We start from the raw sequence: 26,999 nt of genomic DNA, 5'->3' as shown, positions 1-26,999 counted from the left end.
TGGCCACTTCGCATTGTGAGTAATGTGGGTAAGGGATGGCATCGCGTCTTGCTTGGAGAACAGCGTATGAATCGGACGAGGTGGCGCTCGGCATTGCGCTGGCCATCGCGCTGCACGCGCTTCCCATCGCGGCGCTCATCCTGAAGGCGATGTACCCCTCGATGGGCGAGGAAGAAAAGCCGCTGGTCGAGCGACCGGTGATCGCGGCGAGCCTGCTGAAGCTCGGCAAGCCGATGGACCCGACCAAGCTCCCCGATCGCATCGTGCCCAAGGCGCGCACGGCGCCGAAGCAAGAAATCGTGGCCTCGCGCGAGGAGAAGAAGAAAGATCTACCCGATGCGGGCCCGCCTCCGCCCCTGGCGCAGGAGTCGGACATCACGCGCCTGGTGAAGAAGACGGATCCTTTTGCGGAGGACGCGGGCAAAGAGCGTCCGGAGGAGGGGCACGCGCAGGGCGTGAAGGAGGGGCAGGAGACCGATCCTGCAAAAGTCCACGCAGGTGACATGTACGCCGTCCTGCTGGCAAGCTTCCTCCACGAGCGCTGGGCGATTCCGTCCGTTATTTCCCAGGGCGAGGCGAACAAACTTTGCGTCACCTACAACATCAGCATCGACCGCCGGATGGCGATTTGGCACATGCGAAGCCAACCCGTGAGGGCGAGTGGAAATGATTTGTTTGACGACTCGGCACGTTCGATGCTCCAAAAGCTGATCGACGACAGGACTCCTTTGCCCGAACCCCCCCCCGAGGTTGCGGAGTTGTACCGCGGCCGCGCGCTCAATCTTCAGCTCGCGGGGTCTTCCAACGGAGATGCTTCCCGATGCCGATGAATCAGCTTCTCTTTGCGAACCTTACGACCAAAAAGATCCACCTGTCCGCGCTGGCCGTGACTGCAACGACCCTGGCCTTCGGCGTCTTCGGCGCCATCCCTGCGCAGGCGCAAACCCCACCGCCCGCGGGCGCTTCGAGCTCGCTCCCCAGTGTGTCGCAGCCCACGGGCGGCGAAGTGAAGACCATCACCGTCAGCGGCGGCAACCGCACCTTGTTCAAGCTCGCCGTGGCGCCGCTGGTGGGTGAGCGGGACACCTCGAACACCGTCGTCGAGGTCGCGAGCCGTGATTTCACCCTCTCCAGCATTTTCCAAGTGCTGGACCCGAAGAGCTTTACGGCCAACCTCAGCGCCGAGGGCACGGGCATTGAGCCCGCCAGCTGGCGCAACATCGGCGCCGAGGGCGTGGTCAAGGGCCTGAGCTCCATGCGCGGCAGCAACGTGCACCTCGAGCTCCGTCTCTTCGTGGTGTCACGCGGCACGGAGGCCGTGTTGAAGAAGGACTACGACGTACCGCCCACCGGCGTCCGCGGCGCCGTGCATCAGTTCTGCAACGAGGTCGTGAAGTGGTTCACCGGCACCGCCGGCAGCTTCGGGACGCGGATGGTCTTCAGCGCGACGACCGGCCGCGGGCAAAAAGGCATCTTTACGATCGACAGCGACGGCGCAGGATTGTCGCGGCTCTCGACCGTATCGAACGTGGCGCTCGCGCCCGCGGTCGGACCGGGTGGCGTTTACTATTCGGCGGGCATGCCGGATGGCACGTACCAGCTCTTCAAGGTCGGCAGCAGCTCACCGGTGGTGAAGAACCCGGGGCTGATTTTCGGTGTCGGCTTCGGCGGCGGAAAGATGGCGCTGGTGGTTTCGCAAAACGGCCAGAGCGACATTTTCACGGGCGGGCCAGACGGCAGCGGGCTCTCGAAGTCGACCCAGGGCGGGCTCAATACGCACCCGGCGATCGGACCGGGCGGGCAGCTCGCGTACGTGTCGAACCAAGGCGGCAACCCGCAGATTTACGTGGACGGCAAGCGGGTGAGCTGGCGCGGCACCTACAACATGGCGCCCGTTTGGTGCAACGATCCGGAGGGCGTGCGGATCCTGTTCATGGGTCGCGACGGCGCCACGTGGGACATTTTCAGCGTCGATCCGAGCGGGAGCCCCGGGAGCATGAAGCGGCTGACGCAGGATCAAGGGTCGAATACGTATCCGGCCTGTTCGCCCGACGGGCGCCAGGTGGCGTTCTTCTCCACACGCGGCGGTGGCGGGATCTATTTGAGCAATCCGCAGGGGATGAATCAGCAGCGGATCTCGACGGCCAGCGGCGAGAGCTTGCGGTGGGAAGGTAACTGACGAAGCCGACGTGACCGCCGTCGAGGCGGTCACCGGCTGGATCGTTGCGCTACGAAGCCCGGAGTGGGCGCGGCGTGCTGCTCAATTTTTCGGATCGGTCACCCTGCCCACGAAGAGCAGCGCGCCGGTGGGGATGTCGCGGATGAAGAAGAAGAAGGGCCGGTTCGCCGTGAAGACCTTGGGGTTCTGCGGCGCCGAGACGGACTCCATGATGACGCCCGTCGCGGCGGCGGCCTCCGTCCCCTTTTCGTCGACATTGACGAAGGCCTTGTGGACCACGTCGCTGATGTAGAGCTGGTCCTCTTTCGGCGAGACGATGCCCGAGAAATCGGCTGCCCTCGTGAATGCGGCAGACATTCCGAGCGCGCGGAGGGGGGCTTTGACGCTGACGGAGGCTCCTTCGATGCGGAATTTCGGCAGCGCCAGGTTCACCGCCTGCACGGTGAGGCCCGAGGTGATCTTCTGGTACAGATCGCCGTTCAGCGACGATTCGAAGGTGGCCCACGTACCCTCCTTCGGGAGCACCACGACCATCGAGGTTTCGTTCCCGGCGTAGGGCAGCTCCACGGCTTGGTAGCCGTCGCCTTCCGCGTAGGGGAAGCTCGTGGTGCGATGCATGAGGTCCGCGTTCGTCGACGTGCCATCACCGAGGGTGAACGGCTGGCTCGCGGTGCTCTGCTTGCTGAACGGAGAGCGCCATTCGGCGTTGAAGTAGATGGCGTTCACCAACACCAGGCGCGTATCGAGGGGGAGGGCCCCGGGCTGGATGAGATCCTTGATGCGCCCTTCGGTCTGGCGCTCGGTCCATCGGTTGATGGCGACTCGGGCGGGCTCGGTCGCGCCCACGAAATCGACGACGCGCATCCCAGCGCCGTAGTTGACGGCCAACGTATCGAGGAAGGGGCTCAGAAACGTGGTGTTCTGATGGCCCCAGAGCGAATTGACCACGCGCAGGCGGAAGGGCTGCCCGTCCGCTCCCCTTTGGCCCTGACCACGGTTGGCGAGCGCCAGATCCAGCGCATTGAATGCAGGGTGCAATCGTTCGCTCGATGCCGTGAACCGCAGCGCGTGCGCCATCTCCTGGGCCGTCGTTCCGTTGGCACCGGCGTATGTCATGGCGAGGGCGGTGGAGAGGCTATGGGGGGAGAAGAAGACGTTCTCCTTCCCGCCCTTCGTGACGCTCGCGTGATAAAAGTCGAATGCAAAGTTCGCATTCGACGCTGCCAGCTCCTTGACGTCGGTGGGCGATGCAGCCGGCGACACCTCCCGTGGGAGCTCCGATTTGATGAGTGAGGGGTCTGATTCCGTTTTGTCGCTGCTACCGCAGCCGATGGGCGCGAGAATGAGCAATGGGAGAAGAGCGAGCGAACCAAGAAAGCGCATAGGTCGTCCTCCAAGGGATTGGTGGGAAATGCTTCTTCTCGCAACGTTCGCAAGGGGTGGGCCGCTGACCGTGAGCCGCTAAAATGAGCCGTTCGAGCGCGGTACGGACGTGCGGCGGTATGGCGCCCCGCTCCCTGGGTGGCACAACGAATGGCACACGACGTTCGACGGCGCTTTCATGGTGCGCCCATGCGGTGCAGACGTGATGCCGCCTGAGGGACGCCTCAGTATGGCGCGAAGCGCACATTGATGCGCTTGAGCGTCGCGTCGAATTCGCCGCCCGCCGAGACATGCGCCCCGACGCAGATCTGGACGTGTTCCTTTCGGCTGAGATCGTAGCGTTTCTGGTGCACGACATTTCCGCCCGAGCGAATGGTGGCGCGGCGAAGCCATGGATCGTAGCTCATTTCGAACGCGAGCTCGTTTCCTTCGGCAACGACCGCGGGACCTTCGGTGCGACCCGGCTCGATCGAGCTGCCGCTTTGACCCGTGAACAGCCATTGGCGAGGCTGGCCCTCATCGAGCCCGCGCACCGCGGCTTCGAGCACGCGCGAGTCGGTCGAGTTGGAGATGGATACGTAGATCATCGCGTATCGCAGCTTGCGAATGTCCCACCGGGTCTCGATGTGGACGGGATCCAGCTCCGTCGGATAGCGGCATAGCTTGACGGGGGTCTCGATTCCCACCGCGGTCACACCGGCGGCGCCGCCCTCCAGGTGCAACCCATTGCCCGTGCTCTCGCGCACGATGCCGCCCTTCATCCGCCAATCGTTCACGACCGTCGTTTGCCAGCGAAGGGGATCGGGCAAGCTACCCGGAAATTCGTCGATGAATCGGGTGCCCCGAAAGGGCGGGCCACTCGGTCCGGTGACGAACGAGACGACGTCGAACCCCACGTGCGGATCGGAGCCGGGGGTGCGCTCCTCGACCCCGACGAACGGTTCCACGTCGACCCCGGCCATCCACCCCAATCGCCGCGCCGCGACCGGCACCATATCGACGAAAAATTCGAACTGCTGATTCGGGGCATCGAAGCGTATCGCGAGCTCGTGCCACTCGTTGGGGTGAAGCGCCTCGGTCACCTGGCTCAGGGACTCGAGATCGTCCAAAACGCCGTCGCTCGCGGGCAGCGGGCCGATGGGCGAAGCGGCGCCGAGCAGGCGCAGTCGCGGCTTCTTCGTGTCGTTCGAGAACGTAAGCGCCACGCGGCGCTGCGGATCCCCTGCGAGCTGAAAGCCCACCAGGACGTCGTACTCGGCGAGCTCGCCGACGCGAAAGCGCGCCGACATCATGCCGCCATCGAACCGTTTGGCTGGCCGATGGAGACGGAACATGCCCTTGCTCGTGGTCTTGCCGCTCACCACGAAGACCTCGTCGGCCATCGCGCCGTCGAGCCCATGGCGATCGACGGTGAAGCCGTCTTTCTCGATGCTCGCCGTTTGGAGATGGGTCGACCAATCGGAGGGGGCTCGGACCGCCATCCGCCACGAGGAGACGTGCGCATAAAGGACATACGCGGCGATGAAGAGGCCGAAGAAAAACAGGATACGTGAGAGCCAGCGGGTCATCGAGCCGATGCGCCTCCCGCGCTGCGCACGCGCTCCACGATCGAGCTCGCATACACGAGCAACCACATGGCCGGAACGACGAGCAGCGACGTCACGGGCTTCAAGCCGAAGAGCATGCCGAGCGTGTAGCTCGCGTCGGCGCGAAAGCCGAGCTCGCGGACGTCTTGAACGTTGAGGCCGAGATCACCACGAAAAAAGGAAGGAAAAATGACGTCGTAGATGGGGTTCGAAAGGATCACTTCGCCCTCGGGCATATGCAGGAGAACCGCGGTGCTGACGAACATCAGGCCGATGCTCACGGCCACGAGGGCCGTGCAGAGATTCCAGCGCCAGCGAGCGCCAGCTCGAAGAAACGGCAGGATGCCGATGACGAGGAATGGCAGAATGGGGACGATGTGGCGGGGCCCCGTGCTCCCTCCGCCGTCCCAGGCGTAATACGAAGTACCGAAGACGAAATAGACGGCGAGCAGGCCCAGAACGAGGATCTGCTCGCGCCGCTCCTTTTCTTCGCGGACCCAGCGCGCCATTCCGAAGAGGGACAGAATGAGGAAGGGGCACAAAAAGAAGAGCCCGCGGTAGCGGCTGGCGAGCACGCCGAAGATGCCGGCCGGAGTGGGCGGATTGACGCCGACCAGCCCCTCTTCGTGGTGCGATCGAAAGATCGGTTCGAACACGTGCTTGTAGGGGAGCGCGAATGGGCTCCCAAACGCCGCCTTGACGTACACGGCGTGCACCACCAAAGGCGCCAGCGCGCCCAGGCCGACATAGAGCACCACACGGGCTTGGGCGCGCCAGCCCCCGTAGAACGACAGGAGGTACAGCCCCAGCACCGCCACCAGCAGCGCGCTCGGATATTCGGAGATGATCGTCAGTCCCCATAAAAAGCCGATGGGGGCGAGCCGTTTCGGGTCGGGCTCGCCGCCGGTCGCGAGGGCTCGGATCATGACGAAGGTGGTGATGAGAAATGCCGCGACCATCTGGTGCGCGAAGAGGGCCGTCGAGAACGGGAACGCCAGGGTTCCGAGGGCGTAACCGACGACCAGCAGCGACTCTTGCCGGGCGGTCGCGCCGAACGTGCGCAGCGCCCGCGCCAGCGACCAACTCGCCAAAAGGCCCGACAGGCCGCACAGGAAAATCACCAGCAGGTGCAATCGCGCCCGCTTGATCGCAAGATCATCGGACGAAAATCCGAAGATCCGATCCGCGTAATTCTGGAGCGCGAACAGAGGGGTCGCGAGGAAGGAGAGCCCCGGCGCCTTGTCGCAAAAGAACGTCCCGCCCAGCTCGGCCTTGTCGATCGTAAAGCCGTGGTACCGGTCGATGTTGACCGCGCGATCCTCCACGAGGCTCTGCGTCAGAAAGATCCGGGTGAGCTGGTTGGGATCGGAGCCTTGATAAAAATACGCGTACGTCGCCCACAGGAGGATGAAGAACCGCGATCTTCGCCACGCGTCCTTCGCGCGATCGAGCCTCCGCTGGTTCATGCGCGCGGGTAGTCGGTGCCGGAGCGCAATGCCGACATGAACTTGACGCTGCGTGCGATGTTGCGGGCCTTGGACCGCCAGTTGAAGGCCCACTTGGACTCGCCGTGCTCGCGGTCGCCGAAGTGAACGTCGAACGTGCGGAGCTCGAAGCCGTTCTTCTTCGCGACCCAGAAGAAGTAGAGGTCGAGCGAGAGATCGACCGGCGGCGACGAGGCCAGCTCGAGCAAGGTCCGATGAAAGGCCTTGGGTTGGCCGTTGATGTCGTCCAAGTTCAGGCCGAGGATGGCCCCCGCCGTGGCCTGCATGCCGAGGGTGAAGAGCGCGTCCTTCACCGGCCGGTTGCGCCGGCGCCCTTTGACGAAGGTGCGCTTTGGATCGGCCGATGACCGCAGGAGCTCGAAGGCGCGGAGCACGTCGCTCGGCGGGGTCTGCCCGTCGGCGTGCGTCCAGCCGAGGTATTCGCCGCGCGCCGCGCGCAGCCCGGTGGTGATGCCATGGCCATAGCCGACATTGGGGCTCGGCACCGTCACCACGCGCGCGAACGAGCGGCCCGGTTTTGCCAGCTCGCGCTCGAAGATGGCGGCGCTATCGTCCACGCTGCCGTTGTTGACCAGGATGAGCTCCCAGTCGACGGGGCCCCCGTTGGCGAGCGCTTCGAAGCGACCGATCAAGTTGGGGATGTTGGCCCCCTCGTTGTAGCAGGGAACGATGATCGATTGACTGACACTCATGTCGACGAGGCTCCGGCTTTTCGACGAAAAACGATGAACTTCATACCCAAAAAGTTGGACACGGTGGAGGTCCCCGTGGCGAAAAACCATGCCACCAGCTTCACCGCTCCGTACCCGAGAAGGAGCGTGTTGACCAGATTGTTGAGCCCGAGCGAGACCAGGTACAAAAGCGCGAAGGGCAGGAGCTGCTCGCGCGCCTTGCGCTCCCCCGCGCGAAAGACGAATCCTCGGTTGAGCACGAATGCCAGGCACGCGCCGGCGATGAAGCTGGTCGCCTTGGAGATGCCGACCGGCACCAACGGTACGAAGTGGACCATGGCGAAGTACACGAGAAAATCGACGGACACCGCGCTCCCGCCCACGACGACGAAGCGAGCCAGCTCGCCCGCTTGAGAGCGCAGTTTGTCGGACGGTCCAGCGGGGGACATCGAGGTCACGTTACGCGCTCGTTCCGAGCGGCCGCCCGTTGCGGTGAACGGCGTTCCAATAGTCGAATGTCTCGAGCTCCTCCGGTGTACCCCACGGGATGTATTTGTCGACCGTGAAGGCGCGTACGCGATCGCCGCGTTCGACCATGCGGCGCACGATGGTATCGATGTAGAACTCGTTGTTGACCCGGTCATTGGCCGCGATGAGCTCGGCCGTCTCGCGCAGAAAGATGCGCGCGCTCTTGAACCAGAAGGTGCCGGTGATGACCTCTTGGTCGGCGATGGGGACCCCCTCCACCGCCTTCTTCACCGCCACCTTGCGGACGATGCCATCCTCCACCTGCAGCCATCCATACATGTGAGGCCGCCAGATGGCCGGGAGGTGGCCGCGGGCCGTAAAGAGCATGACATCGCAGTCGGGCTGCCGCTCGAGCGCCAGCCATCGATCGAGATCGTAGACGTAACCGGTGTCGCAAGGTGCAAACAGCACGGGCGCATCGAGCGATACGCCGGCTTCGACCCCGATCTGCGCCGTGCACGCTTGCCCCTCGGTGATGCGGTCCAACTCGATCACGCGCGTGGGGATGGGCGCCTTGGCTCCGCGCTCGGAGGTGGCGACCGTCTTCTGGAAGCGGGCGTCCCGCGCGTGCTCTTGCTGCGCCACCAGCACGCGTGAAACGGGGGCGGGGAGACAGGCCATCGCCTGGTGAATCATGGGCCGCCCCGCGACATCGATGAGCGGCTTCGGATCGGCGTAGCCTCGATCGACGAACCTCTGGCCGCGGCCGGCCATGGGGATGACGTGCGCGCTGTCCGAGCCCGCATCGGCCGCCGCCTGCGCGAACGCATCGAGCTTGCGCATGGCCATCCCCCACGACTCGTAGTCGCGCAGATCCTCCGGGGTGCCCCACTGAAAGAAGCGCTCGAGCTCGTAGACGCCGACCTTGGACTTTTGTTCCAGGAGCAGCTGCATGAGCATGCTCACGTAAAATTCGCCGTTCACCCGCTCGCCCCGCGCGACGAGCTCCTGCGCCAGGCGCTTGAGATCGCGACCGCGGCGGAACCAGTAAAGGCCGCTCGATGCGTACTCTTCGAACTTGTTCGACGTGAAGTGGTGCTTTTCGCGGATCTCGGTGACGCGATCGCCCTCGCTCCGCATGTATGCATAGAGGGTCGGGCCGAGCGAATGCGGATGGAAGCCTTTGTAGGCCGTCATCGCGCCATCCCACTGGCCGCGATCGAGCCACGCGGCGAAGTCCTCGAAGCTCCAGGTCACCCCGAAGTCGCAATAATTGAGGCAAACGTCTTCATCGTCCGGGAGCTCGGCCGCGCACGACAGCACGCTCTGCACCGGCCCGTCTTTGTGCGGCTCCATGACGACGATGCGCGCGTCGGGCCGAAGACGGCGCAAGGTGGGCACCAGATCCGTCGTCTCGGCGTGGGTGCGATTGACCCCGAAGAGAAAGCGCATCTCCTTCGGAAAGGCATCCAGCACGCGCTCGATCATGGGCGCGCCATCGACGGGGATGAGCGGCTTGGGTTGCTTGTATCCTGCACGGATGTAGCGATCGCCCGTGCCTGCCATCGGAATGAAAATCAGCATGTCTTCTCCCCGAGTCGAATCCGATATTGCTCCGCGGGCAGGCTGAGGATCCCCGCTGGCTCGTCATCGTCCAGATACTGCGCCACCCCGTGCGCCCGGAGCGCGTCCTCCAGCCAATCGTGTCCGGCCACGACCTCGCACGTGTGCTCGAGCTGCGCGGCGCTGCGCGCGACCGCGGCCCGCCGCCCCTCGGCGTCCACCAGGATGCACGCGCGCTTCCACTCGGCGAGCGCGCGCGCGGCGAGCGCAGAAACAGCCGGGAGGTCCGTGAGCGCGCCGACCTGCACCAGGCTGGCGCACACCGGCGCATCGGGAAAAAGGTAGCGTGGCGGCGATGCTTCGCGTGCGACCCGGGGCGGGAGCCTTCGAAAGACGCCGCCCTCGACGGTGGCGACGGGCGAATCCGCGTAGCGTGGCGCGAGCGCATCGATGTCGGGGAGGGAACCGAACCGATGGCGCACCGCCTCGTCCAGCATCTCCGTCAGCGCGATGGCGCGCGCCGCCGTCTCGGCCATGGCGACGACGCCGTGGGACCGCAGGACGATGAGCGCCTCGCCCCGTGCAGAACCGAGGACGTCCCGCATGGCGAGCGCGATGCCGCGCCCCGGGCGGACGTACGGAATGCTGAACACGCGCGAGGACAGCTCCGCCGGCAAGGCGATGCCCGAGCCTTGCCCCAGCACGCGCTCGTAGGGGGACGTCGAGCACGCATAGAGGAGCACGCCGAGCGCGTGGGTGTGCGCGACCACACGGCCGCCGAGCGCGTGGAAGTACGTCTCCAGCGAGGGCCGCGGCGTGCGCCCGAACAGATCGCGATCGGCTTCGGCATCGCCGTCGAGCGCGCGCGTGGCGATGTCCAGCGGGACCCGCGCATGCCCACCCTCGTGCGCCACCTCGCCGAGCCGTTTCCCGCTGGCTTTGACCCAAAGCTCGCCATTGTCCACCTTGACCGAGACATTGCCGCCAGGGCCCTGCACCCAGCGCAATCCGCCGAGCGCGCGGCCCATGAGGGCGAGCTCGTTCTGCGCCTCGGCGGCCGTGTGGCCGTTTCGTTCGTCTCCGCGCTCGCTCATGGCGCTCATGGAACGACCTGCAATGCGCGTGCGATGTCTTCGAGGGACATTCCTTCTCCTGGGCTCTCGCTGGACTGGGCGCGCAGGTAGGGGAGCCCCATCGCGCGCGCCCCTTCGCCGTCGCGATGAACGCTGTCGCCCACGACCACGCAGGCTTCCTTGGGCACGCCCAGGCGCTGGATCGCCAGCTCGAAGGGATCGCGCGCGGGCTTTTCGCGTGCGACCTCCTCGCTCGCGACCAGCACGTCGACGAGCTCGAACAGCCCGAAGGCCTCGAGCTTCGAGAGCTGCACCTCGAGGATCAGATCCGTCACCATCGCCACCTTGTTCCCCTGCGCGCGCCATCCGACCAGGAGCTCGCGGGCACCAGCGCGCAAGGTCGCCGCGCGCAGGTACGTCTCCCAAAATCCGCGCTCCCACCCGCGAACGAGCCGGAGCGCATCCGGACGGTTCGCCGCGTAGACCAGCTCACTCACGTAGAGGAGGCGCGAGTGCGACGCGGCGACCTTTCCAACCCGCTCTTTGACCTTCGCGCGCGCCGCGTCGAAAAGCGACTCCACCTCGCCCAGCGGGAGCTTCAAATCACCCGCGACCTGGGCGAGCAGCCATGCGCGCGCGCGTCGCTCCACCGGCGCGTAGTCGTAAAGCGTATCGTCGAGATCGAGGAGGAGCGCTCTCATGCGATCTCTCGGGTGCGCGCGCGCGAGAGGCGAACGCCGATGGCGTACACGATCGCGAGCTGCGCGATGCCTCGTCCGCCGGTGAGCCATCCCACGTCGTGGACCAACTCGTCGGCGTCGGGGAGGAGCGAATCGGCCAGGGCGGCGATCTGCTCCGGATCGATGTCGCCGCGGACGGTGACTTTGTCGCGCGTCAGCTGTTCGTCGGGGGTCCAGCTCACCTCCAGGGACGAGACCATGTCGAGCGCGTCGTAGAGCGCGAGGGGTTCGAGCTCGCTCACCATCTCCAGCTCCAGATCGACGTGATGCGGCCTCGCGGGATCGGTGTCGCCTTGGCGAAGCACGATGTCCGCATATTTCATCTGCGGCCGCACGTAGGAGACCGAGTCGGCCATCCGTTTCTCGATCTGCTCGATGACCTGCGCCTCCGAATAGCCGCGCTTGGCCATGTCGCGCGCGACCTTCCATTTGCGCCGGAGCTCCTCCTTCGGGTCGACGAAGATCTTGAGGTGAATGAGCTCGCGCTGGGACGGCAGATAAAACGGGTGCAAGCCGACGACGGCGACGAACTCGTTCGGCTTGATGACGAGGGGATTCGTGAACCGCCCGGCGTCGTGATCGTAGTGCCGCTTGCGCACGTCTCCGCCCCGGCGGAGCGCCGCGATGCTCTCGAGCTGCGTATTCAGCAGGTTGCCGCGCGGATCGAGGTGCGTAAAGCGCCGCCACATGACGTGCCCGCGCTCCCATTTGTGGTCGTCGTCCCCGTTGATGACCGACAGGCGCGTCTCGAGCAATCGGGTGAGGTCGCGCGCGATGGTGTGCTTGCCCGCGCCGCTGTCTCCGCCGATCCCGATCATGAAACTTTCGTCACGAAAATCGTAAATGGCATTCGAGCGCACGCCCTTGCGGTACATCTCGATGGCCGTGAGCGAGGTGGCCGAGAACAGGCACGTCCAGCTGATGCTGGCCGCATGGGCGCCGAGCAGCCCGGGGTAGCGGAGGGTGAGGGCATCGGCCGTGCGCTGCCCGAAGCCCGCGCCGAGGAGCGGATCCGCCGCCTCCAAGAACACCTGCGGATCCCCGATGAAGAAGTAGGCCAAATAGCTCGCCGAGAGCGCCAACAGCACGAAGCGCCCGGTGCGCGTAAACCGGGCCCCCAGATAGGCGATGAACGGGATCGACCAGATGAACCACCCGGGTTGCGGCGGTACGAGGGCGACGAGCCCCACATAGACCGCGCCGATGAACATGAGGGACAGCTCGCGGTTCACCTTGCGGTAGCTGAGAAAACGCAGCACCGCCAGGACGATGGCCGCGGGGGCCACATAGAGCACCAGCCCGGAGGTGCCGTACGGGATCGAGACCAGCCACACCTTCCGCGACTCGGCGCTCCCGAGCACCATGGATCGAAACGCGTGCGACGAGAGGGGAATGGCATAAAGGAGCAGCGCCGTGGCGGCGGTGATGATCCCGAATTTGAGCCACTCGCGCCGCGGTCTGCAGGTCCGATGGAGATACACGAGCGCAAAGGGCGTCGCGATGAGCAAGTGCGCCTTGGTCGCGAGCGCAAAGCCGAACACCAGGGCCGCGGCGGTGACGCGCTTGGTGAAAATCAGAAAGAGCGCCACGCAAAGCAGGGCGGTGGGGATCAGATCGAGCTGTCCGTGGACGTACGTCGCATACAAAACGACGGGGCTCAGCCAATAGGCGATGACCGCGTCGCGCCCATTCATCCGCAACCAGCGCATGAGGAGGACGCAAATGGTCAAATCGGCCGCGAAGAGCGGGATCCGCAGCAAGAAAAGGCCGAGAAACGACGCCGGATCGAACGACGCGACGAGGGCCGGCAGCCAGGAGACCGAAACGACCAGCAGCATTCCTGGCCCGTAGGGGAACGCCATGGGCTCCCCGCGCGCCAGAAAGGTATCCCAAGGATTGGCGAAGTGGCTATGAACGAACTCGTACGCGAAGGGGGCGAACCACCGGGTCGCGAAGTGCGATCCAAAACAGAGGGCGAGCACCACCTTCAGCGCGACGCCGACCCAGAAGAGGCGGCTTTGGCGCAGGGTGGAGAGCTCCGTACCGAACTCGTGGCGTGACAGCTCCCGCGCGCTTCGCGGTTCCTCGGCGGCGAGCGGGGCCTTTGCTCCCGACGCGGAGCTCGGAGCCTCTCCGAGGGGCGCGCGCGTCGCCGATTCGGTCATGTCCCAGGTCCGGCCCAGAGCTCCGGCCGTTTGCTGCAAGCTGCGTCGAAGCGCCGATCGCCGAGGCTCTCACGGAAGGCGGGGATCTTGTCGGCTCCATGGCCTTGGAGCTCGGGGCTCACCAGGCAAATCTTGAACGCCTGCGCGATGCGCGCCCATGCGTCGGGATCGGCCGGGTACTCGGTGAAGCAATCGACCCAGACCCACGTCGCCTTGTCGGCCCACGCGAGGACCCCCTCCACCGGCTCCATCTCGGAGTAGCGCACCGCGATGCGCTTCTCTCCCATACGCGCCAATTTCACCGCCGCCGGAACCGAGCAATCGAGGAAGAAGAAGTCGGCGATGCCATGCTTGGCAGCGAGCTCGAGGACGCGCGCTTCGACCCCTTCGCACTTCACGTTGAAGATGCAGGGGCGCTTGCCGATGCGCGGAAAGAACTCCTCGATGGTGGGGCCCGTGGTGAAGGGATCGTGCGTCACGATGACCCGATCGCCATCGGAGCGCAGATCGAACTCGATCCCGAGCTCTTCGGGCGTTGCCTCGAGATCCTGGAGGGTGTTGATGCGATGGCGGTACAATCGAAGCATGGTGAAGGAGGGGCCGGACCCGGCGCGGGTTGCGGTTCTATAGTCTTCGGCGTTCCCTGCTGCAACCACGAGGTGGGCACGCGGGGAGCATTTTGCTCAGCTTGCTCTCGCGCCCCGTTCGCCGCACTGCGACCACCACGGGTGAGGGCGATCTGGTAGGACTGCGCCAACCTGAACAGAGTCGCCCTTACATGACCGACATTCGTCTCCCGAAACGCTGGACCCCCACCGCACGGAACGTTCTGCACGCGGCCGCGTTCTTCGTCGTCTCGTTCGTGCTGTTCCAGATTTGGGTCCATCGCGCGTTTCAGGGCCACTATTGGGGGCCATTTCTGCCGGGGTTCCGGTTCGGGTTCCCCGCGCGTGAAGCCGCCGCCTTTGGGATGTTCCCCGTCACCGAATACGGCTGGGACGCTCAGTTTTATTATTATCAATCGAATGACGTCTTCGCGACCCACGATTCGGTGCCCCATAGCGACAACCCTGCGTACCGCTATCAGCGAATCGGCGTGCCCCTCGCCGCGTGGCTGATCTCGAGGGCGCTGGGGTTTTCACTGACGCCGCCCATTCTGTATCACGTGGTGCAGTTTGCGTGCTTCGCGCTCGGGTTCTTCTTTCTCATTCGATATCTGCGCGCCCATGGGGTGAGCGTGCTCTATGCGTATGCGTGGGCATTGAGCGCGGGGGTCGTCAATTGCCTCGCGTTCGGGATGCCGGATCCGGTGGGCGACGCGATGTTCATCATCGCGGTGGTGGCGTGCTTGGAGGGCCGGCTCCTTTTGTATGTCGCCGCCACGATCTTCCTGGTGCTCGTCCGGGAAGCGTACGTGGTGTTCGCGTTCGGCGTCTTCGTGCTCACCGCGATGGGACGGGTCGCCTTTGGCGATCGCCCGAGGTGGCTCCAGGCCCTGGTCGTCGGCCTCCCGGGGGCGGTATTTCTCGGGTGGCGAAAGTACGTGACCTTGCAGATCGGGATCAGTCCTTCGGACGCGGCCATGGGCGGATCGCTCCTCGATTGGCCGCTCTTGGGCCCCTGGAAAAGCTTCGCGAAGGCGTGGAAGAGCGAGCAATGGGGCGAGATCGTGACCCTCCCGCTCGGGGTGGTGCTCCTCGCGGCTTCGACATGGCTCATCGTGCGCCATCGCACCAAGTCGGTTTGGTACGCCGTCATTCCGTATGTGCTGCTGCTCTGGGGCTTGGGTACCACGGTGTGGGACGAATACTCCGGGTACATGAAGGCGTTCGGGACCCCCCTCATTGCAGGGATCATGTGCCTCGCGTACACGAAGAGCCGATGGTGGAGGGGGCTCTTGCTGGTAACGGCCGCGCACGGCGTGGCCTTTCAGTACTGGGTGAAGAACAAGGCGTTCTTTCAGGAGTGGGCTCCTCCGCCGCCGGTGGAAGCGGGCGCGCAGGCCCACGAGGCGGCCTTGAAGTCCGTGGCGGCGACCCTCTCGGGGCCGGCGAAGTCCGAGGTCTGGGACGGCTTTCACGGCATCTTTTCGCGATGGCACATCGGGCTGCGCGACATGATCGTGCACGTTCGAAATGACGGCGACGAGCCGTGGCACCCTCTGCCCCGCGCAGGGCTGCATGCGATGAATGTCTCCTACCACTGGTACGACGAGTCGGGAAAGACGCTGCTGCTCGATGGATTGCGCAACCCCATCGCTCGGGAAATTCCTGCCAAGGCGGAGGCGGATGTGAAGGTCGCCGTGCAGGTGCCCCCGCCGGGGAAGTACGTCTTGCGGTTCTCGATGCTGCAAGAGGGGGACTCGTGGTTCTATCTCGCCGGGGGAAGCTCCTACGACGTCGCCGTCGAGGTTCGATGATCCCGCGCGCTTGGCCTCGTGCTCCGTTCGCGCGGGACGCGCTGCACGCGCTGGTGTTGTTCGTCGCGTCGTTCTTCCTGTTCCAGATTTGGGTTCATCGCGCGTTCCAAGGTCACTATTGGGGGCCGTTCTTGCCCGGATCGCACTTCGGCCTCCCCGCCCGCGAAGCCGCGGCGTTCGGGATATTTCCGACCAGCGATTACGGCTGGGACGCTCAGTTTTATTATTATCAGTCGAACGATCTCTTCGCGACCCACGACTCGGCGGCCCATAGCGACAACGCTCCTTACCGCTACCAGCGCATCGGCGTGCCGCTCGCGGCGTGGGCGGTGTCGCGCGCGTTGGGCTTCTCGCTCACCCCGCCCATTCTCTATCACCTGGTGCAGTTCGGGTTCTTTGCGCTCGGGTTCTTCTTCCTCGTTCGATTCCTGCGCCAGCACGGGGTGAGCGTATTTTACGCCTACGGCTGGGCGCTGAGCGCGGGGGTCGTCAATTGCCTCGCGTACGGCATGCCGGACCCCGTGGGCGATGCGCTGTTCATCATCGCGGCGGTGGCGTGCCTGGAACGAAGGCTTTGGCTCTATGTCCCGGCGGCGGTCCTGCTGGTGCTCGTTCGGGAGGCGTACGTGGTGTTCGCCTTCGGGGTCTTCGTGCTCACCCTCGCGAAGCGGCTCGACTGGGGCCGGCATCGCCGCTTGCTGCAGCTCGCCGTCGTTGGCCTTCCGGGGGCCGTGTTTCTCGCGTGGCGAAAGTACGTGACCCTCCGATTCGGGGTCAGCCCTTCGCAATCGACGAAGGGGGATCCTTTGCTCGATTGGCCTTTCCTCGGACCTTGGAAGAGCTTTGGAAAGGCGCTCGCGAGCATGAACCGGGACGAGATCGTGAGCGTCCCGCTCGCGGTGGTGATCCTCGTCGCCATGACATTCGTCATCCTGCACCATCGCAAGCGATTCGCCATCGGGTATGCGCTCTTGCCCTATGTGTTGCTCCTATGGGGATTGGGGACGACGGTCTGGGACGATGCCCAGGGCTACATGAAGGCCCTTGGAACTCCGCTCGCGGCAGGCGCCATGTGCCTGGCGTACACGAAGAGCCGGTGGTTGAAGGGGTTGCTCGTGGTGGCGGCCGTGCATGGCGTGGTCCTCAACTACCGATTGAAGGACATCAAGTTGTACTTGGAGTGGCCCCACGCGTTCTCCGTCGCGTCGGGCGCGAAGAGCAACGAGAAGGCGTTGACCCCCTTCGCCTGGACGCTCTCGGGCCTCCCGAAGTCGGAGATCTGGGAGGATTATTCGGGCATTTTCAGCTGGTGCCACCGAAGCGTACGAAACGTCCGCGTGCACGTTCGAAATGAAGGGCCGGAGCCATGGCACGTCCTGCCGTACTACGGTATGCACGCCGTCGTGTTCTCGTCCCGATGGTTCGATGCGTCGGGCCGGCATCTTTACCCATACGAAGTGCGGACCCCCCTCGGACAGGAGGTCTCCCCCGGGGCCGAGGCCGATCTGCGGGCCGCGGTGCAGGTGCCACCCCCCGGGAGGTACACATTGCGGATCACGCTGTTCCAAGAGGGGAACGACGAATCGTTCCACGACTCCAGCGAGAGCTCATACGATATGGCGGTCGAGGTTCGCTGATCGCGGCGCGCGCTGGGCGGTATCTCGAAGGCGGCGGAGCCAATGATCGAGGACGAGGAGGCTCCAGAGCGGCTTCGAATGATCGACCTGCTTCGCGCGATGCTGGAGATGGTATTCCCGAAACGTCTCGCGCTCGAGCAGGCCCCCATCCCAAACGGGAGAGCCGCTCATGACGGCGTCCAATTTTTCGGCGAGCGGGCCGCGCAACCACGCCCGGAGCGGAATGCCGAAGCCCTTTTTGGGGCGGGCGATGATGTCGCGCGGCACGTGCCCGCTCGCGGCCTTCTTGAAGAGGTACTTCCCCACCTTGCCGCGTAGCTTGTAGTGCGACGGAAGGGAGAAGGCCCAGTCGATCATGTCGTTGTCCAGCAGCGGCGGCCGCACCTCGAGGCCATGGGCCATGGATGCACGGTCCACTTTGGTCAGCACCGAGCCGGACATGTAGGTGCTGAAATCCAGCGCGAGGAGCCGGTTGATGGGATCTTCGCCCGGAGGCAGCTCGGCGTCGTGCAACGTGGCTGGCAGCATCGATGCGCTGGCGGGGATGGCGTCTCGAAGCGCAGGCAGATCGAGCGCCGACATCCAGCGCTGATGGCGAACGAGGGGGCGATCGTCCCAGCGCCCGACGAAGCGACGGAGCTTCCACTCGAGGCTCTGGTAGCCCTCGTTCAGCGGGAGAAGATCGATGCACCGCATGATCCAGCGCTCGCGCAGAGGGCGGGGGAGCACGCGGTAGATGCGCGCGAGCTTGTGCGCCAGGTAGGTCGGGTATCCGCCCCATAGCTCGTCGCCGCCGTCGCCGCCGACGACCACTTTGACGTGCCGTGCGGCGAGCCGCGAGAGGATGAAGGTCGGCAGATACGAGGGATCGCCCAGCGGCTGGTCGAGCATGTCGAGCGCCTCGTCCACCACGCCGAGGACGTCCCGCTCGCGCAGGATCTCCTCGACGTGCCGAACGCCGATGGCGCGCGCGACGGTGCGAGCGTGCGCGCTCTCGTCGTAGGTAGCGTCCTCGAAGCCGATGGAGAACGCGAGCATGCGCTCTTTGCTCCGCTCCGCAGCGAGAACGGCGACGGACGACGAGTCGAGGCCGCCGCTCAAGAAGATGCCGACGGGCACGTCGGCGACGAGCTGCCGTTCGACGCACGCGCCGAGTCGATCCCACGTTTCGGCGGCCAGATCGCGCTCGGTCCGTCCGGCGAAATGGCGCGCGTCGACCGAGGGAATGCTCCAGAAGCGGCGCGCATGGCCCAGACGGCCATCCTCCCAAACCAGCACATGGCCCGGCGGGAGCTGCCGGACATCGCGCACGATCGAGTGCGGTGGATGCAAGTAGTCCGAGAAGAAGTACGAGGCATAACCGGCGACATCGGGCGCGTGGTCGACGCGCGGATGCTGGAGCACGACGGAGAGGGTGGAGCCGAACGCGATACCGCCGTCGGGAAGGGGAGCGTAGAAGAGCGGCTTGATGCCGGCGCGATCCCGAGCCAACAAAAGGCGGCGCCGCCCGGGCTCCCAGAGGGCGTAGGCGAACATGCCGTTCAGCGAGGCGACGGCGTCATCCCCGCGCTCGGCGTGGAGCTGCAGAATGACCTCGGTGTCGCTGCGGGTCGCGAACGACCGGCCCGCGCCCTCGAGCTCCCGCCGGAGCTCTCGGAAGTTGTAAATCTCGCCATTGAACGTGATGGCATGTGTCGCCTCCACGTTCGCCATCGGTTGGACGCCCGTCTGCAGATCGATGATTGCCAGGCGGCGATGCCCGAGAACGACGTTCCACTCGCCGCGACGTTCGCGCGTGCTCTCGTGGCCATCGGGGCCGCGCGAGGCCATCACCTGCAGCATGCTCGACACGACGCGCTGGGAGTGCCCGATGTCGTTCTCTCGTTCGATCAACCCTGCGATACCGCACATGAGCCCGTCCGCCGTCCCTTCTTCATCAATCGAAACCGGCCTTCGAGCCGATGAAGTACGCCGGCTTGTCTTGCGACTCGAAGTAGGTGCGCACGAGCATCTCGGCCAAAATGCCAATCCCGAGAAACTGAAATCCCATCAGGAAACACATGATCGCCAGCGAGAACAATGGATTCCGATGCACCCAGGCCGCTTGGTCCCATTTTTCCCAGAGGACGATCCCGGAGAGCACGACGCCGACGAACAACATCATCAGGCCGAGGCCGCCAAATACGTAGATGGGCTTCGTCTGATAGCGCCGAAGAAACCAGATGGTCAACAGGTCCAAGACCACCTTGAACGTGCGCCGCAGCCCATACTTGGAGGTCCCCGCCACCCGAGGCCGGTGATTCACCACCACCTCACCGACGCGCGCCCCCATCGTATCGGCGATGACCGAGATGAAGCGATGCATCTCGCCGTACAACCGCATTTCGCTGCTGATCTGCCTTCGATAGATCTTGAGCGAACAACCGAGATCGTGAATTTCGGTGCCCGCGACCATGCGGATCATCCAATTCGCGATCCTCGACGGGATCTTGCGCAGGACGAACCCGTCCTGCCGGTCTTTTCTCCAGCCGGTCACGAAGTCGAAGCCTTCGTTCAGCTTGGCGATCATCTTCGGGATGTCGGCGGGATCGTTCTGTCGATCGGAATCCATGGTGACCACGATCTCTCCGCTGGCCGCGCGGAAACCCGCGTCGAACGCGGCCGCTTGGCCTGCGTTGCGGCGAAAGAAGATCGCTTTCAAATACCGTCGCGAAACGACGAGATCCCGCAGCAGTTGTGAGCTGCCGTCGCGGCTGCCGTCGTCGACCGCGATGACTTCCCAAGGCTTTCCCAGCGGCTCGAGCGTTTGCTCGATCTCGTCGAGCAAAGGAACGAGGTTGTCCTTCTCGTTGTAAACTGGGAGCACGATCGTGATGTCCATTCGATGAGCCTTGTGCGACTACGGCGACCTTCTAGCACGTCCGCGGCCCGATCGACGCCGTCCTGGCGGGGGCCGGCGCGGAACGCGGAACGCGCGGCGGCACTCGACGCAGCAGGCTTGGCCCGTCCGTGGCCCGCATCGTTGGATCCCATGGCGCCGCGACCCCCGGCTTGTCAGTCCTACCGTTCTGCGGTAAAGGAGCCCGGTGGTCGATTCTGCGCACCGCACGAGGACAGCCTTTACGTCGACACAGTACGAGCATCCCTATCCGGATGCGATCGAGAATCACTATTGGCATCAGGCCCGCCATCGGATCCTCGACCGCACCCTGGAGGGGCTGCTGGAACACCAGCCCGCCAGCGCGATCCTCGATATCGGCTGCGGGCGCGGGATCACCGTTGCGCATCTTCGCGAGCGCGGTTTCGAAGCGTTCGGCTGCGATCTCGGCACCCCCAAGCCGATCCATGACGGGGTCGCGTCCTTCCTCCATCTCGGCGCAGACGTCTTTTCGCTCGAGCTGGCCGCGCGCGATAGGATCAAAATCATTCTACTTTTGGACGTGCTGGAGCACCTCCACGATCCAACGAGCTTTCTCGAACGCTGTTACGAGCGGTTTTCGCAATCCGAGTACATCGTCGCGACGGTTCCGGCGCGGATGCAGATCTGGTCCAACTTCGACGAGTATTACGGTCACTTTACCCGCTATGACCACCGGTCGTTTCGTGGATTGGTTCCTCCTGCGCTGTTCGAGCTGACGCACTGCCGATACTTCTTTCACGGGCTGTATCCATTCGCTCGGATGATGTCGCTCATGGGCCTCGAGCGGAGCATCGATGTCGCGGCACCAGACGAGCGCACGCGCTGGATCCATCGTGCCGTCGGGCGATACTTCGATTGGGAGGCAAAGTGGTCTCCCGCGGTGCTGCCTGGCACGTCACTGTTGGCGGTTTTGCGCGCCCATCCGCGTCATGGCCATTGATGGCCGTCGGTCGCGCGTTCGCGCGAGGCGCTTCGTCATCTGGCAATCTGGCAATGTAGCAATTGTCGCGCCATGAGCCTGGCCGTGTGATATTTCGCTCCGATGCTTCGACGTCCGGCGCTCGGGTACCTGTTCGCAGCCATGCTCAGCATCGCCATCTGCGCGGGCTTCTACGAGCTCTGGCGTCTGGACCCGAACGTTTCGATCTACTTGCCACAAGAAGATTTCGGGTTCTTTTTGGCGGTCATCTTCAAGGGGACGATCGACAACGACTGGTACTCGTTCAATCCGTACATCGGAGCGCCCACGGGGTTGGATGCTCATGACTTTCCGATTCCGGATCTTCTGTTTCTACTCTGGATAAAGGCGGCGGCGCTCTTTACGAAGAACCCCTTTCGTATCGCGAATTGGACCATCGTCCTCGGCTTTCCGCTCGTCACGGTTCCGACGCTGTTCGTCTTGCGACGGCTCGGGCTCCGGTACTCCATCGCCCTCGTCGCGAGCTTGTTGTTTACGTTTCTTTCGTTTCATCACGCGCGGGTGAGCGGTCACCTCACCCTGGCGGGGGGATACTTCACGGTGCCCCTCGCCATGCTGGTGGCCCTCGAGATCTTTCGAGGGAAGCCCATTTTGCTCGAGAAGGGTACCTCCTGGTGGCGGCCGCGATGGGTCGTGGGTTCGCGGCCGTCTCGGTTTGCGCTCGGCGTCGCGCTCCTCGTCGGGTTCACGGGGACCATGTATTTCCCGTTCTTCTCTGCGTTCGGCGTTCTGGTCGCGGGAGCGGTTGGGACGTGGCGGCGGCGCGAGCTGGAACCCGTGGTTCGAGGCGCGCTGGTGGCGTTCGTGGTGACCGTGGCGTTCGCGATCAATGTCGCGCCGAACCTGCGGTATTTTCATGAGCACGGGCGCGTGGCGGCGGCCGGGCGAAGTCCGGGCGAGTCCGAGGTTTATGGGTTGAAGTTGACGGAGCTCCTGTTCCCCATCAGCGGTCATCGGTTGGTACCGTTTCGAAAGTTCAAGCATCGCTACGATCTGGAGGCGCCGCTGATCAACGAGAACAAGTCCGCCTACCTCGGGATCATCGGGGGACTTGGCTTTCTGTACCTGGTGGGGACGGTGCTGCGGGGCGAACGAGGCCGCGGTGGTGGGGCGCGGGAGGAGGAGCCCGAATCCGCCGCCGCGGGCGCCGTGGACGATCCCGAGGTGATGCAAGGCCTTCGCATCTTGAACCTCGCCATGTTCGTCCTCGGAACGATCGGCGGTCTGGGTGCGATGATCGCGTTCCTGATCTTTCCGTCCATACGGGGCTACAACCGGGTCAGCGTTTATTGTGCGTTCTTTTCGCTCACCGCCATCGCGTTCCTCCTCGAGAGGGCGGTTCGACGATTCAGCCGGCACGGGCTGGCGATCCGGCTCCTGCCGATCGGGCTGACCGTCGCCCTGGTGCTGGGGCTCTTCGATCAAACACCGGTATTGGGGTTCGACTACGAGCTCTCGAAGCAACACTTCCTCAACGACGAGAAGCTCGCGCACGACATCGAGGCTTCGCTGCCCCCCGGCAGCTCGGTCTTCCAGCTTCCGTACATTCCATTTCCCGAGAATGGCCGGGTCCAGAAGCTCGAAGACTACGAGCTCTTCCGGCCCTACCTTCACGCGACGTCGACGCGCTGGAGCTATGGCGCCATGCGCGGGCGACGCGGCGATCAATGGAACAAAGACATGGCCGCGCAGCCGGTCCCCGAGATGATCGAGTCGTTGGTGCTGGCCGGCTTCGCAGGGGTTCACGTGAGCCGCGACGCGTACGCCGATCATGGCGCCGCCATCGAAGCGGCTTTATCCGGCGTGCTCGGCGCGCCGACGGTGGTGAGCCCGCACGGGGATGCGTCCTTCTTCCCGTTGAAGGCGCGACGGGAGTCGCTCTTGGCGCAGCTGGGGCAAGGCGCCTTCGACCTCCGGGCCTCCGAGGTGAAGGATCGCATCTTTTTGGGATGGCTCGACGGATATTACCCCTTCGAAAACGGCCCCGAGGGGACCTGGACGTGGGGCGGGGCCACGTCGCACTTCGTCATCGAGAATCCGTCGAACGCGACGCGCAAGGTCACCTTCGACGTTTTGGTGCGTGCCGTGGACCCCGCGATGTCGGTTCGAATCGAAGGGGATCTCTTTCGCGAGGAGCTCCACCCGGGGCGCGACGGGTTCCACCTGGTGAAGACCCTCGACGTTCCGAGCGGACAGCACCTCTTTCGCGTGGTGGGCAGCGGCAAGCCCGAGAACGCCGCGCCCAACGATAGCCGCGACATTCACGTCGCCATGTACAACCCGCGGGTCACCCCGGTCGCGACGAGCACCTCCGAAGGGCAGCAGCGAAAATGAGGATCAGGCGCCGGGGGCGCGACGCGCGAGCGCGAAGAGCTGACAGCCGGGGCGCGACGACGACAGATTGAGGTGGTTCACGTGGTAGAGCGCCTTGGAGACCATGCGCGCCGCGGGGCTGTATTCTTTGGCCCCGAAGTTCTTGAGCGCCCAGTCGGCGTTCAGGTTCGTGAGGTGCTTCAGCGCAACGTAAAACGGGAATCCCCAGTTCTGGAGCGAGACCACCTCCAGCCCGGCCCCCTCGAGCAGCCCGGCGAGCTCCTGGGGACGCGGGTGGCGGACGTGACCAAAATGCCGCTCGGTCGCGTGCACTTTGCCGGTCGGGCAGGTCACGATCAGATGTCCGCCCGGTGCCACCATCTGCGCCAGGTTTCGCATGGCGGCGGCTTGGTTTTCGATGTGCTCGATGACCTCGGTGCAGATGACCGCGTCGAAGGTTCGCGCGAGCGGTGCCGTCTCCAAGTCGAGCACGTGGAAGCTCGCGAACGGATGACGGACCCGATTGGTTTCCACGGTCTCCGGGGAAAGATCGCAGCCGGTAAGCTCGGCGTCGCGCGAGACGCCCTCCCCGCGGAGCCAGTAGAGAAGCTGCGCGTCCCCGCACCCCACGTCGAGCAGGCTCTTGAATCGAATCGACTCGAGGAGCTTGCGAATCGCTCGGCGCCGGTGGAGCACGCCCGGGTTGTAGCGGCTGAAATCCGGGCAGGAACGCCAGAAATCGTCGTAGAGCGCTCGATTGAAGCTGGTGGCCGACTCGGTCATCGCGCCGCCCCTTCCGATGCTTTGCTGCGCGTGATCCGGACGTGCCAGCTGTTTCCTTGGACGAATTCGATGGTGGCGCTGCCGTCGGGGATGCCCGCCGCGAGGCGCTGCATGTCGGCGCGGGTCCAGTAGTGGGCAATGTGGGGGAGCATCTGATCGAAGATGATCGACTCCACGTTACCGAACGACAAAGTCCGAAGCTTTCGGTAGTAATCGGTCCGCCACGGTGCGAGGCGGAGCGCGGGCCAAGCCGCGGCGGCGATCCCCTTTGCCAAAAGGTGGTTTACCCGGATCGGGGTGCGTGACGCGAGGGCGCGAACGGCCTGAATGACGGGTAAAAAGAGCCGATTGCCTTCTTTGGCGTAGCACCAGAGGACGAGATCGCCGCCCGGTTCGACGCACGACCACATGCGTTGAAGCGCCGTCTCGGGATCGTCGAGGTGATGGAGGACGCCGATGCACGTGACCCGCTCGAACCGCCCGAACCGGCTCGGTTCGAGATCGTAAGCCGAACATTTTTCCACCCGCGCGTGGGCGAAGGACGCGAGGTTCTTACGGGCAGCCTCGAGGCTCTGATCGTCGACATCGACCGCGGTCACGCTCGTCGCTCCCGCGTCCAGGTACCAATAGGGGTTGCGGCCCATTCCGCAGCCAACGTCCATGACGCGCTTGCCGCGGAAGCTCGCGAGCCCGGTGGAGCCCAGCCACCGTTCCAGTTGGTGCTTCGATTCGGGGAGAATCGTCGAATAGGTGGCCCATTCGTATCCGAAGCGGTCCGGGGATCCGCGCCGATCGCGCGCGTCGAGGGGGAGGGAATCGACCATTTTGTCCCCTTATCTACAGCATTCTGACGGCAAAACTAGCCAAGAACCGTGATGAGGCCGGGGCGGTGCGACGGTCGAGGCCGTTTCAAACGGATGTGACGAAGCACGCCGCCCGGCGGAAGAAATGGCCCCGGTTTCGAGGAGCCGGCGCTGATGGCGTCCGCCGTCGGACGCCATGCGAGCGAGCTACTCCCAACGGGAACGACGCATCAAGGAAAATGGACTTGCACGGGCTGGTCGTGCCGTTCCTCGTCCGTGGTGCCTTGTCCGAGCGCGCCGGAGCGATTGTCGCCCCAGCACATGACACTTCGATCCGAGAGGAGCGCGCATGTCACCCTATCGCCGGTGATCACGTAGGTGGCGGGTTTGGGCAACCCTTCGACCTTCACGGGCTTGTCCGATCCCCTGGTGCCGGGTTTACCCAGCTCTCCGTACGAGCTGTTTCCCCAGCACCACACGGTTCCATCGGCGAGCAAGACGCACGCGTGCTGCCAACCCATGGCCACCTGCGCGACCTCGACTCCAATGGGAAGACCGACGATGGGCGCAGGGATCCGATCGGTCTCGGGATCGGGCGCCGAGGCATCGGGCGCCATGCCGCGCCCGCGCAAGCCGTACCGATTGCCCCCAAAGCATTGGACTTGGCCGGAGACCATGCGCACGCACGTCGTACCGTCCCCCGCCGCGACCTCGGCAACGCCGCTCAACGAGGGTACGGTCGTGGCTTTGGAGCTCTTCCACCATTTGCGTTCGGGGACGGGCACGAGCGGCGTGCCCAACTGACCTTCCGAGTTGGTTCCCCAACATGCGAGCGTGGCATCGTCGAGCACCACGCACCCGTGATCGCTCCCAAGTGCCAGCTGCTTCGCGCTCCTCCCCGTGGGGATTGGGATCTCGACGGGTGAACGAAGCCATGGATTGGGGTTCGTCCCCCGAAAGTCGTAATAGTACTCGTTGGGGCCCCAAGCGTAGAGGTGCCCGCCGCGGATGGCGGCCACCAAACCTCCTTTGAGCGCGACCTGTTCGGCCGCGCCCAGCGCCGTGACGGGGCCATGCTCCGGGTGCGGTCGCTGACGATCCTGCGCACCCGCGTCCCCGCGACCGAGCTCGCCGCCGAGGTCGTCGCCCCAGCAGTGAACCTGCGCATCGGGCAAGAGCGCGCAGGTCGACATTCCACCCGTCGAAATTTGGGTAACCTTTCCGACCGAGGCGATTTGGGGGCGCGTAACGGTGCGGTCGTCGAAGGCGTAGCCACCATCGGGCAAGTTCGTGACTTGGGGGTTACCGAGCTGCCCCCGCTGATTTCCGCCCCAACAACGAACGGTGTCATCGTCGAGGATGGCGCAGACATGTGAACCGGCCGCCATGGCCAAGGCTCGTGCAGGCGGTCCTTGGTGAACATCGGCAGAGGCATCGCGGGTCCCATCGGTGGCGGGATCCGCGTCGCGACCGCACGCGGTGACAACACCAATTCCGAAAGAAGCTGCAAGGGCAACCATGACGCAGGAACGGGCGTGCCGCCGAATGGCGGCGTAAGACAAAGGATTGAGCATGTGCGCTATCACCGACCTCGTTGGGTCGATGCTCCAAGGAGTTAAGTTGCATAGCCCGATAGCATGAAATATGCCGCGAAAGGTACGCCGCTATTTATCCATCTTAAGGGACGAGAGACTATGACACGGTATGCACGTGAGCCCCGACGAACCCGCCGAGGCGCCATGTAGCGAGACCGAACGGTTGCAAATACCGCTCGGGGTAGCTGTCTCACGCGGCGGTCAGGCTCAAAAATTT

At 64.6% G+C, this 26,999-nt stretch carries 21 protein-coding genes; 6 read left to right on the top strand and 15 right to left on the bottom strand.

Annotation, left to right across the window (positions count from 1 at the left end; translation table 11 throughout):
* The first annotated feature begins 35 nt into the window (after positions 1 to 35).
* On the top strand, positions 36 to 830 hold the full coding sequence (locus LZC94_26835; protein ID WXB11469.1) for a TonB C-terminal domain-containing protein: 795 nt from the start codon (positions 36 to 38) through the stop codon (positions 828 to 830).
* The gene (locus tag LZC94_26830) at positions 827 to 2,179 is read left to right on the top strand and encodes a hypothetical protein (protein ID WXB11468.1); all 1,353 of its coding nucleotides are present in this window, start codon (positions 827 to 829) and stop codon (positions 2,177 to 2,179) included. The genes LZC94_26835 and LZC94_26830 overlap by 4 nt, the downstream gene beginning before the upstream one ends.
* Positions 2,180 to 2,260: 81 nt before the next feature.
* Here LZC94_26830 and LZC94_26825 read toward each other — a convergent pair whose 3' ends face one another.
* The 10 genes from LZC94_26825 to LZC94_26780 form a co-directional block, all read right to left on the bottom strand.
* Entirely contained in the window at positions 2,261 to 3,562 is a 1,302-nt protein-coding gene (locus LZC94_26825) for a serpin family protein (GenBank protein ID WXB11467.1), read from the bottom strand.
* 224 nt (positions 3,563 to 3,786) lie between these two features.
* Entirely contained in the window at positions 3,787 to 5,130 is a 1,344-nt protein-coding gene (locus tag LZC94_26820) for a hypothetical protein (protein WXB11466.1), read from the bottom strand.
* Positions 5,127 to 6,614, bottom strand: a complete 1,488-nt coding sequence (locus LZC94_26815) for a glycosyltransferase family 39 protein (protein WXB11465.1) — start codon at positions 6,612 to 6,614, stop codon at positions 5,127 to 5,129. The genes LZC94_26820 and LZC94_26815 overlap by 4 nt, the downstream gene beginning before the upstream one ends.
* Positions 6,611 to 7,345, bottom strand: coding sequence for a glycosyltransferase family 2 protein (locus tag LZC94_26810; protein ID WXB11464.1), 735 nt, complete (start codon positions 7,343 to 7,345; stop codon positions 6,611 to 6,613). Before LZC94_26810 ends, LZC94_26815 begins: the two co-directional genes overlap by 4 nt.
* Positions 7,342 to 7,773: a GtrA family protein gene (locus LZC94_26805; GenBank protein WXB11463.1), complete on the bottom strand. Its 432-nt coding sequence runs from the start codon at positions 7,771 to 7,773 to the stop codon at positions 7,342 to 7,344. The genes LZC94_26810 and LZC94_26805 overlap by 4 nt, the downstream gene beginning before the upstream one ends.
* Positions 7,774 to 7,783: 10 nt before the next feature.
* On the bottom strand, positions 7,784 to 9,376 hold the full coding sequence (locus LZC94_26800; protein ID WXB11462.1) for an NTP transferase domain-containing protein: 1,593 nt from the start codon (positions 9,374 to 9,376) through the stop codon (positions 7,784 to 7,786).
* Positions 9,370 to 10,458, bottom strand: a complete 1,089-nt coding sequence (locus LZC94_26795; GenBank protein ID WXB11461.1) for a class II aldolase/adducin family protein — start codon at positions 10,456 to 10,458, stop codon at positions 9,370 to 9,372. Before LZC94_26795 ends, LZC94_26800 begins: the two co-directional genes overlap by 7 nt.
* Positions 10,455 to 11,129 (bottom strand): HAD family hydrolase, encoded by a 675-nt coding sequence (locus tag LZC94_26790; protein ID WXB11460.1) that lies wholly within the window; start codon positions 11,127 to 11,129, stop codon positions 10,455 to 10,457. The genes LZC94_26795 and LZC94_26790 overlap by 4 nt, the downstream gene beginning before the upstream one ends.
* Positions 11,126 to 13,333, bottom strand: a complete 2,208-nt coding sequence (locus LZC94_26785) for a hypothetical protein (protein ID WXB11459.1) — start codon at positions 13,331 to 13,333, stop codon at positions 11,126 to 11,128. Before LZC94_26785 ends, LZC94_26790 begins: the two co-directional genes overlap by 4 nt.
* Positions 13,330 to 13,920 (bottom strand): hypothetical protein, encoded by a 591-nt coding sequence (locus tag LZC94_26780; protein WXB11458.1) that lies wholly within the window; start codon positions 13,918 to 13,920, stop codon positions 13,330 to 13,332. The genes LZC94_26785 and LZC94_26780 overlap by 4 nt, the downstream gene beginning before the upstream one ends.
* Before the next feature lie 191 nt (positions 13,921 to 14,111).
* On the opposite strand from LZC94_26780, the gene LZC94_26775 reads away from it, so the two are divergent.
* Both LZC94_26775 and LZC94_26770 read left to right on the top strand, forming a co-directional pair.
* Positions 14,112 to 15,752, top strand: a complete 1,641-nt coding sequence (locus LZC94_26775; protein WXB11457.1) for a hypothetical protein — start codon at positions 14,112 to 14,114, stop codon at positions 15,750 to 15,752.
* On the top strand, positions 15,749 to 17,389 hold the full coding sequence (locus LZC94_26770) for a hypothetical protein (GenBank protein WXB11456.1): 1,641 nt from the start codon (positions 15,749 to 15,751) through the stop codon (positions 17,387 to 17,389). Before LZC94_26775 ends, LZC94_26770 begins: the two co-directional genes overlap by 4 nt.
* Here LZC94_26770 and asnB read toward each other — a convergent pair.
* Both asnB and LZC94_26760 read right to left on the bottom strand, forming a co-directional pair.
* Entirely contained in the window at positions 17,360 to 19,282 is a 1,923-nt protein-coding gene (gene asnB / locus LZC94_26765) for an asparagine synthase (glutamine-hydrolyzing) (protein ID WXB11455.1), read from the bottom strand. The two genes, LZC94_26770 and asnB, sit on opposite strands and share 30 nt — an antisense overlap.
* Positions 19,283 to 19,325: 43 nt before the next feature.
* A complete protein-coding gene (locus LZC94_26760; protein ID WXB11454.1) occupies positions 19,326 to 20,270 on the bottom strand; it encodes a glycosyltransferase family 2 protein in 945 nt (314 codons plus the stop codon).
* Between the two features lie 205 nt (positions 20,271 to 20,475).
* Here LZC94_26760 and LZC94_26755 point away from each other — a divergent pair, with 205 nt between their 5' ends.
* Positions 20,476 to 21,249 (top strand): class I SAM-dependent methyltransferase, encoded by a 774-nt coding sequence (locus tag LZC94_26755; GenBank protein WXB11453.1) that lies wholly within the window; start codon positions 20,476 to 20,478, stop codon positions 21,247 to 21,249.
* A gap of 102 nt (positions 21,250 to 21,351) precedes the next feature.
* Positions 21,352 to 23,622, top strand: a complete 2,271-nt coding sequence (locus LZC94_26750; protein ID WXB11452.1) for a hypothetical protein — start codon at positions 21,352 to 21,354, stop codon at positions 23,620 to 23,622.
* 3 nt (positions 23,623 to 23,625) lie between these two features.
* On the opposite strand, the gene LZC94_26745 is transcribed toward LZC94_26750, so the two are convergent.
* The 3 genes from LZC94_26745 to LZC94_26735 all read right to left on the bottom strand — a co-directional run bounded on the left by LZC94_26745 (position 23,626) and on the right by LZC94_26735 (position 26,575).
* A complete protein-coding gene (locus tag LZC94_26745; GenBank protein WXB11451.1) occupies positions 23,626 to 24,384 on the bottom strand; it encodes a class I SAM-dependent methyltransferase in 759 nt (252 codons plus the stop codon).
* Positions 24,381 to 25,208: a class I SAM-dependent methyltransferase gene (locus LZC94_26740; GenBank protein ID WXB11450.1), complete on the bottom strand. Its 828-nt coding sequence runs from the start codon at positions 25,206 to 25,208 to the stop codon at positions 24,381 to 24,383. Before LZC94_26740 ends, LZC94_26745 begins: the two co-directional genes overlap by 4 nt.
* A gap of 209 nt (positions 25,209 to 25,417) precedes the next feature.
* Complete coding sequence (locus LZC94_26735) at positions 25,418 to 26,575, bottom strand: hypothetical protein (protein WXB11449.1); 1,158 nt, start codon at positions 26,573 to 26,575, stop codon at positions 25,418 to 25,420.
* Positions 26,576 to 26,999 lie beyond the last annotated feature (424 nt).

Source organism: Sorangiineae bacterium MSr11954 (assembly GCA_037157815.1).
Lineage (GTDB): Bacteria > Myxococcota_A > Polyangia > Polyangiales > Polyangiaceae > Pendulispora > Pendulispora albinea.
Note: the sequence above shows the minus strand (reverse complement) of the source record. Positions and strands in the feature narration are given on the sequence as shown.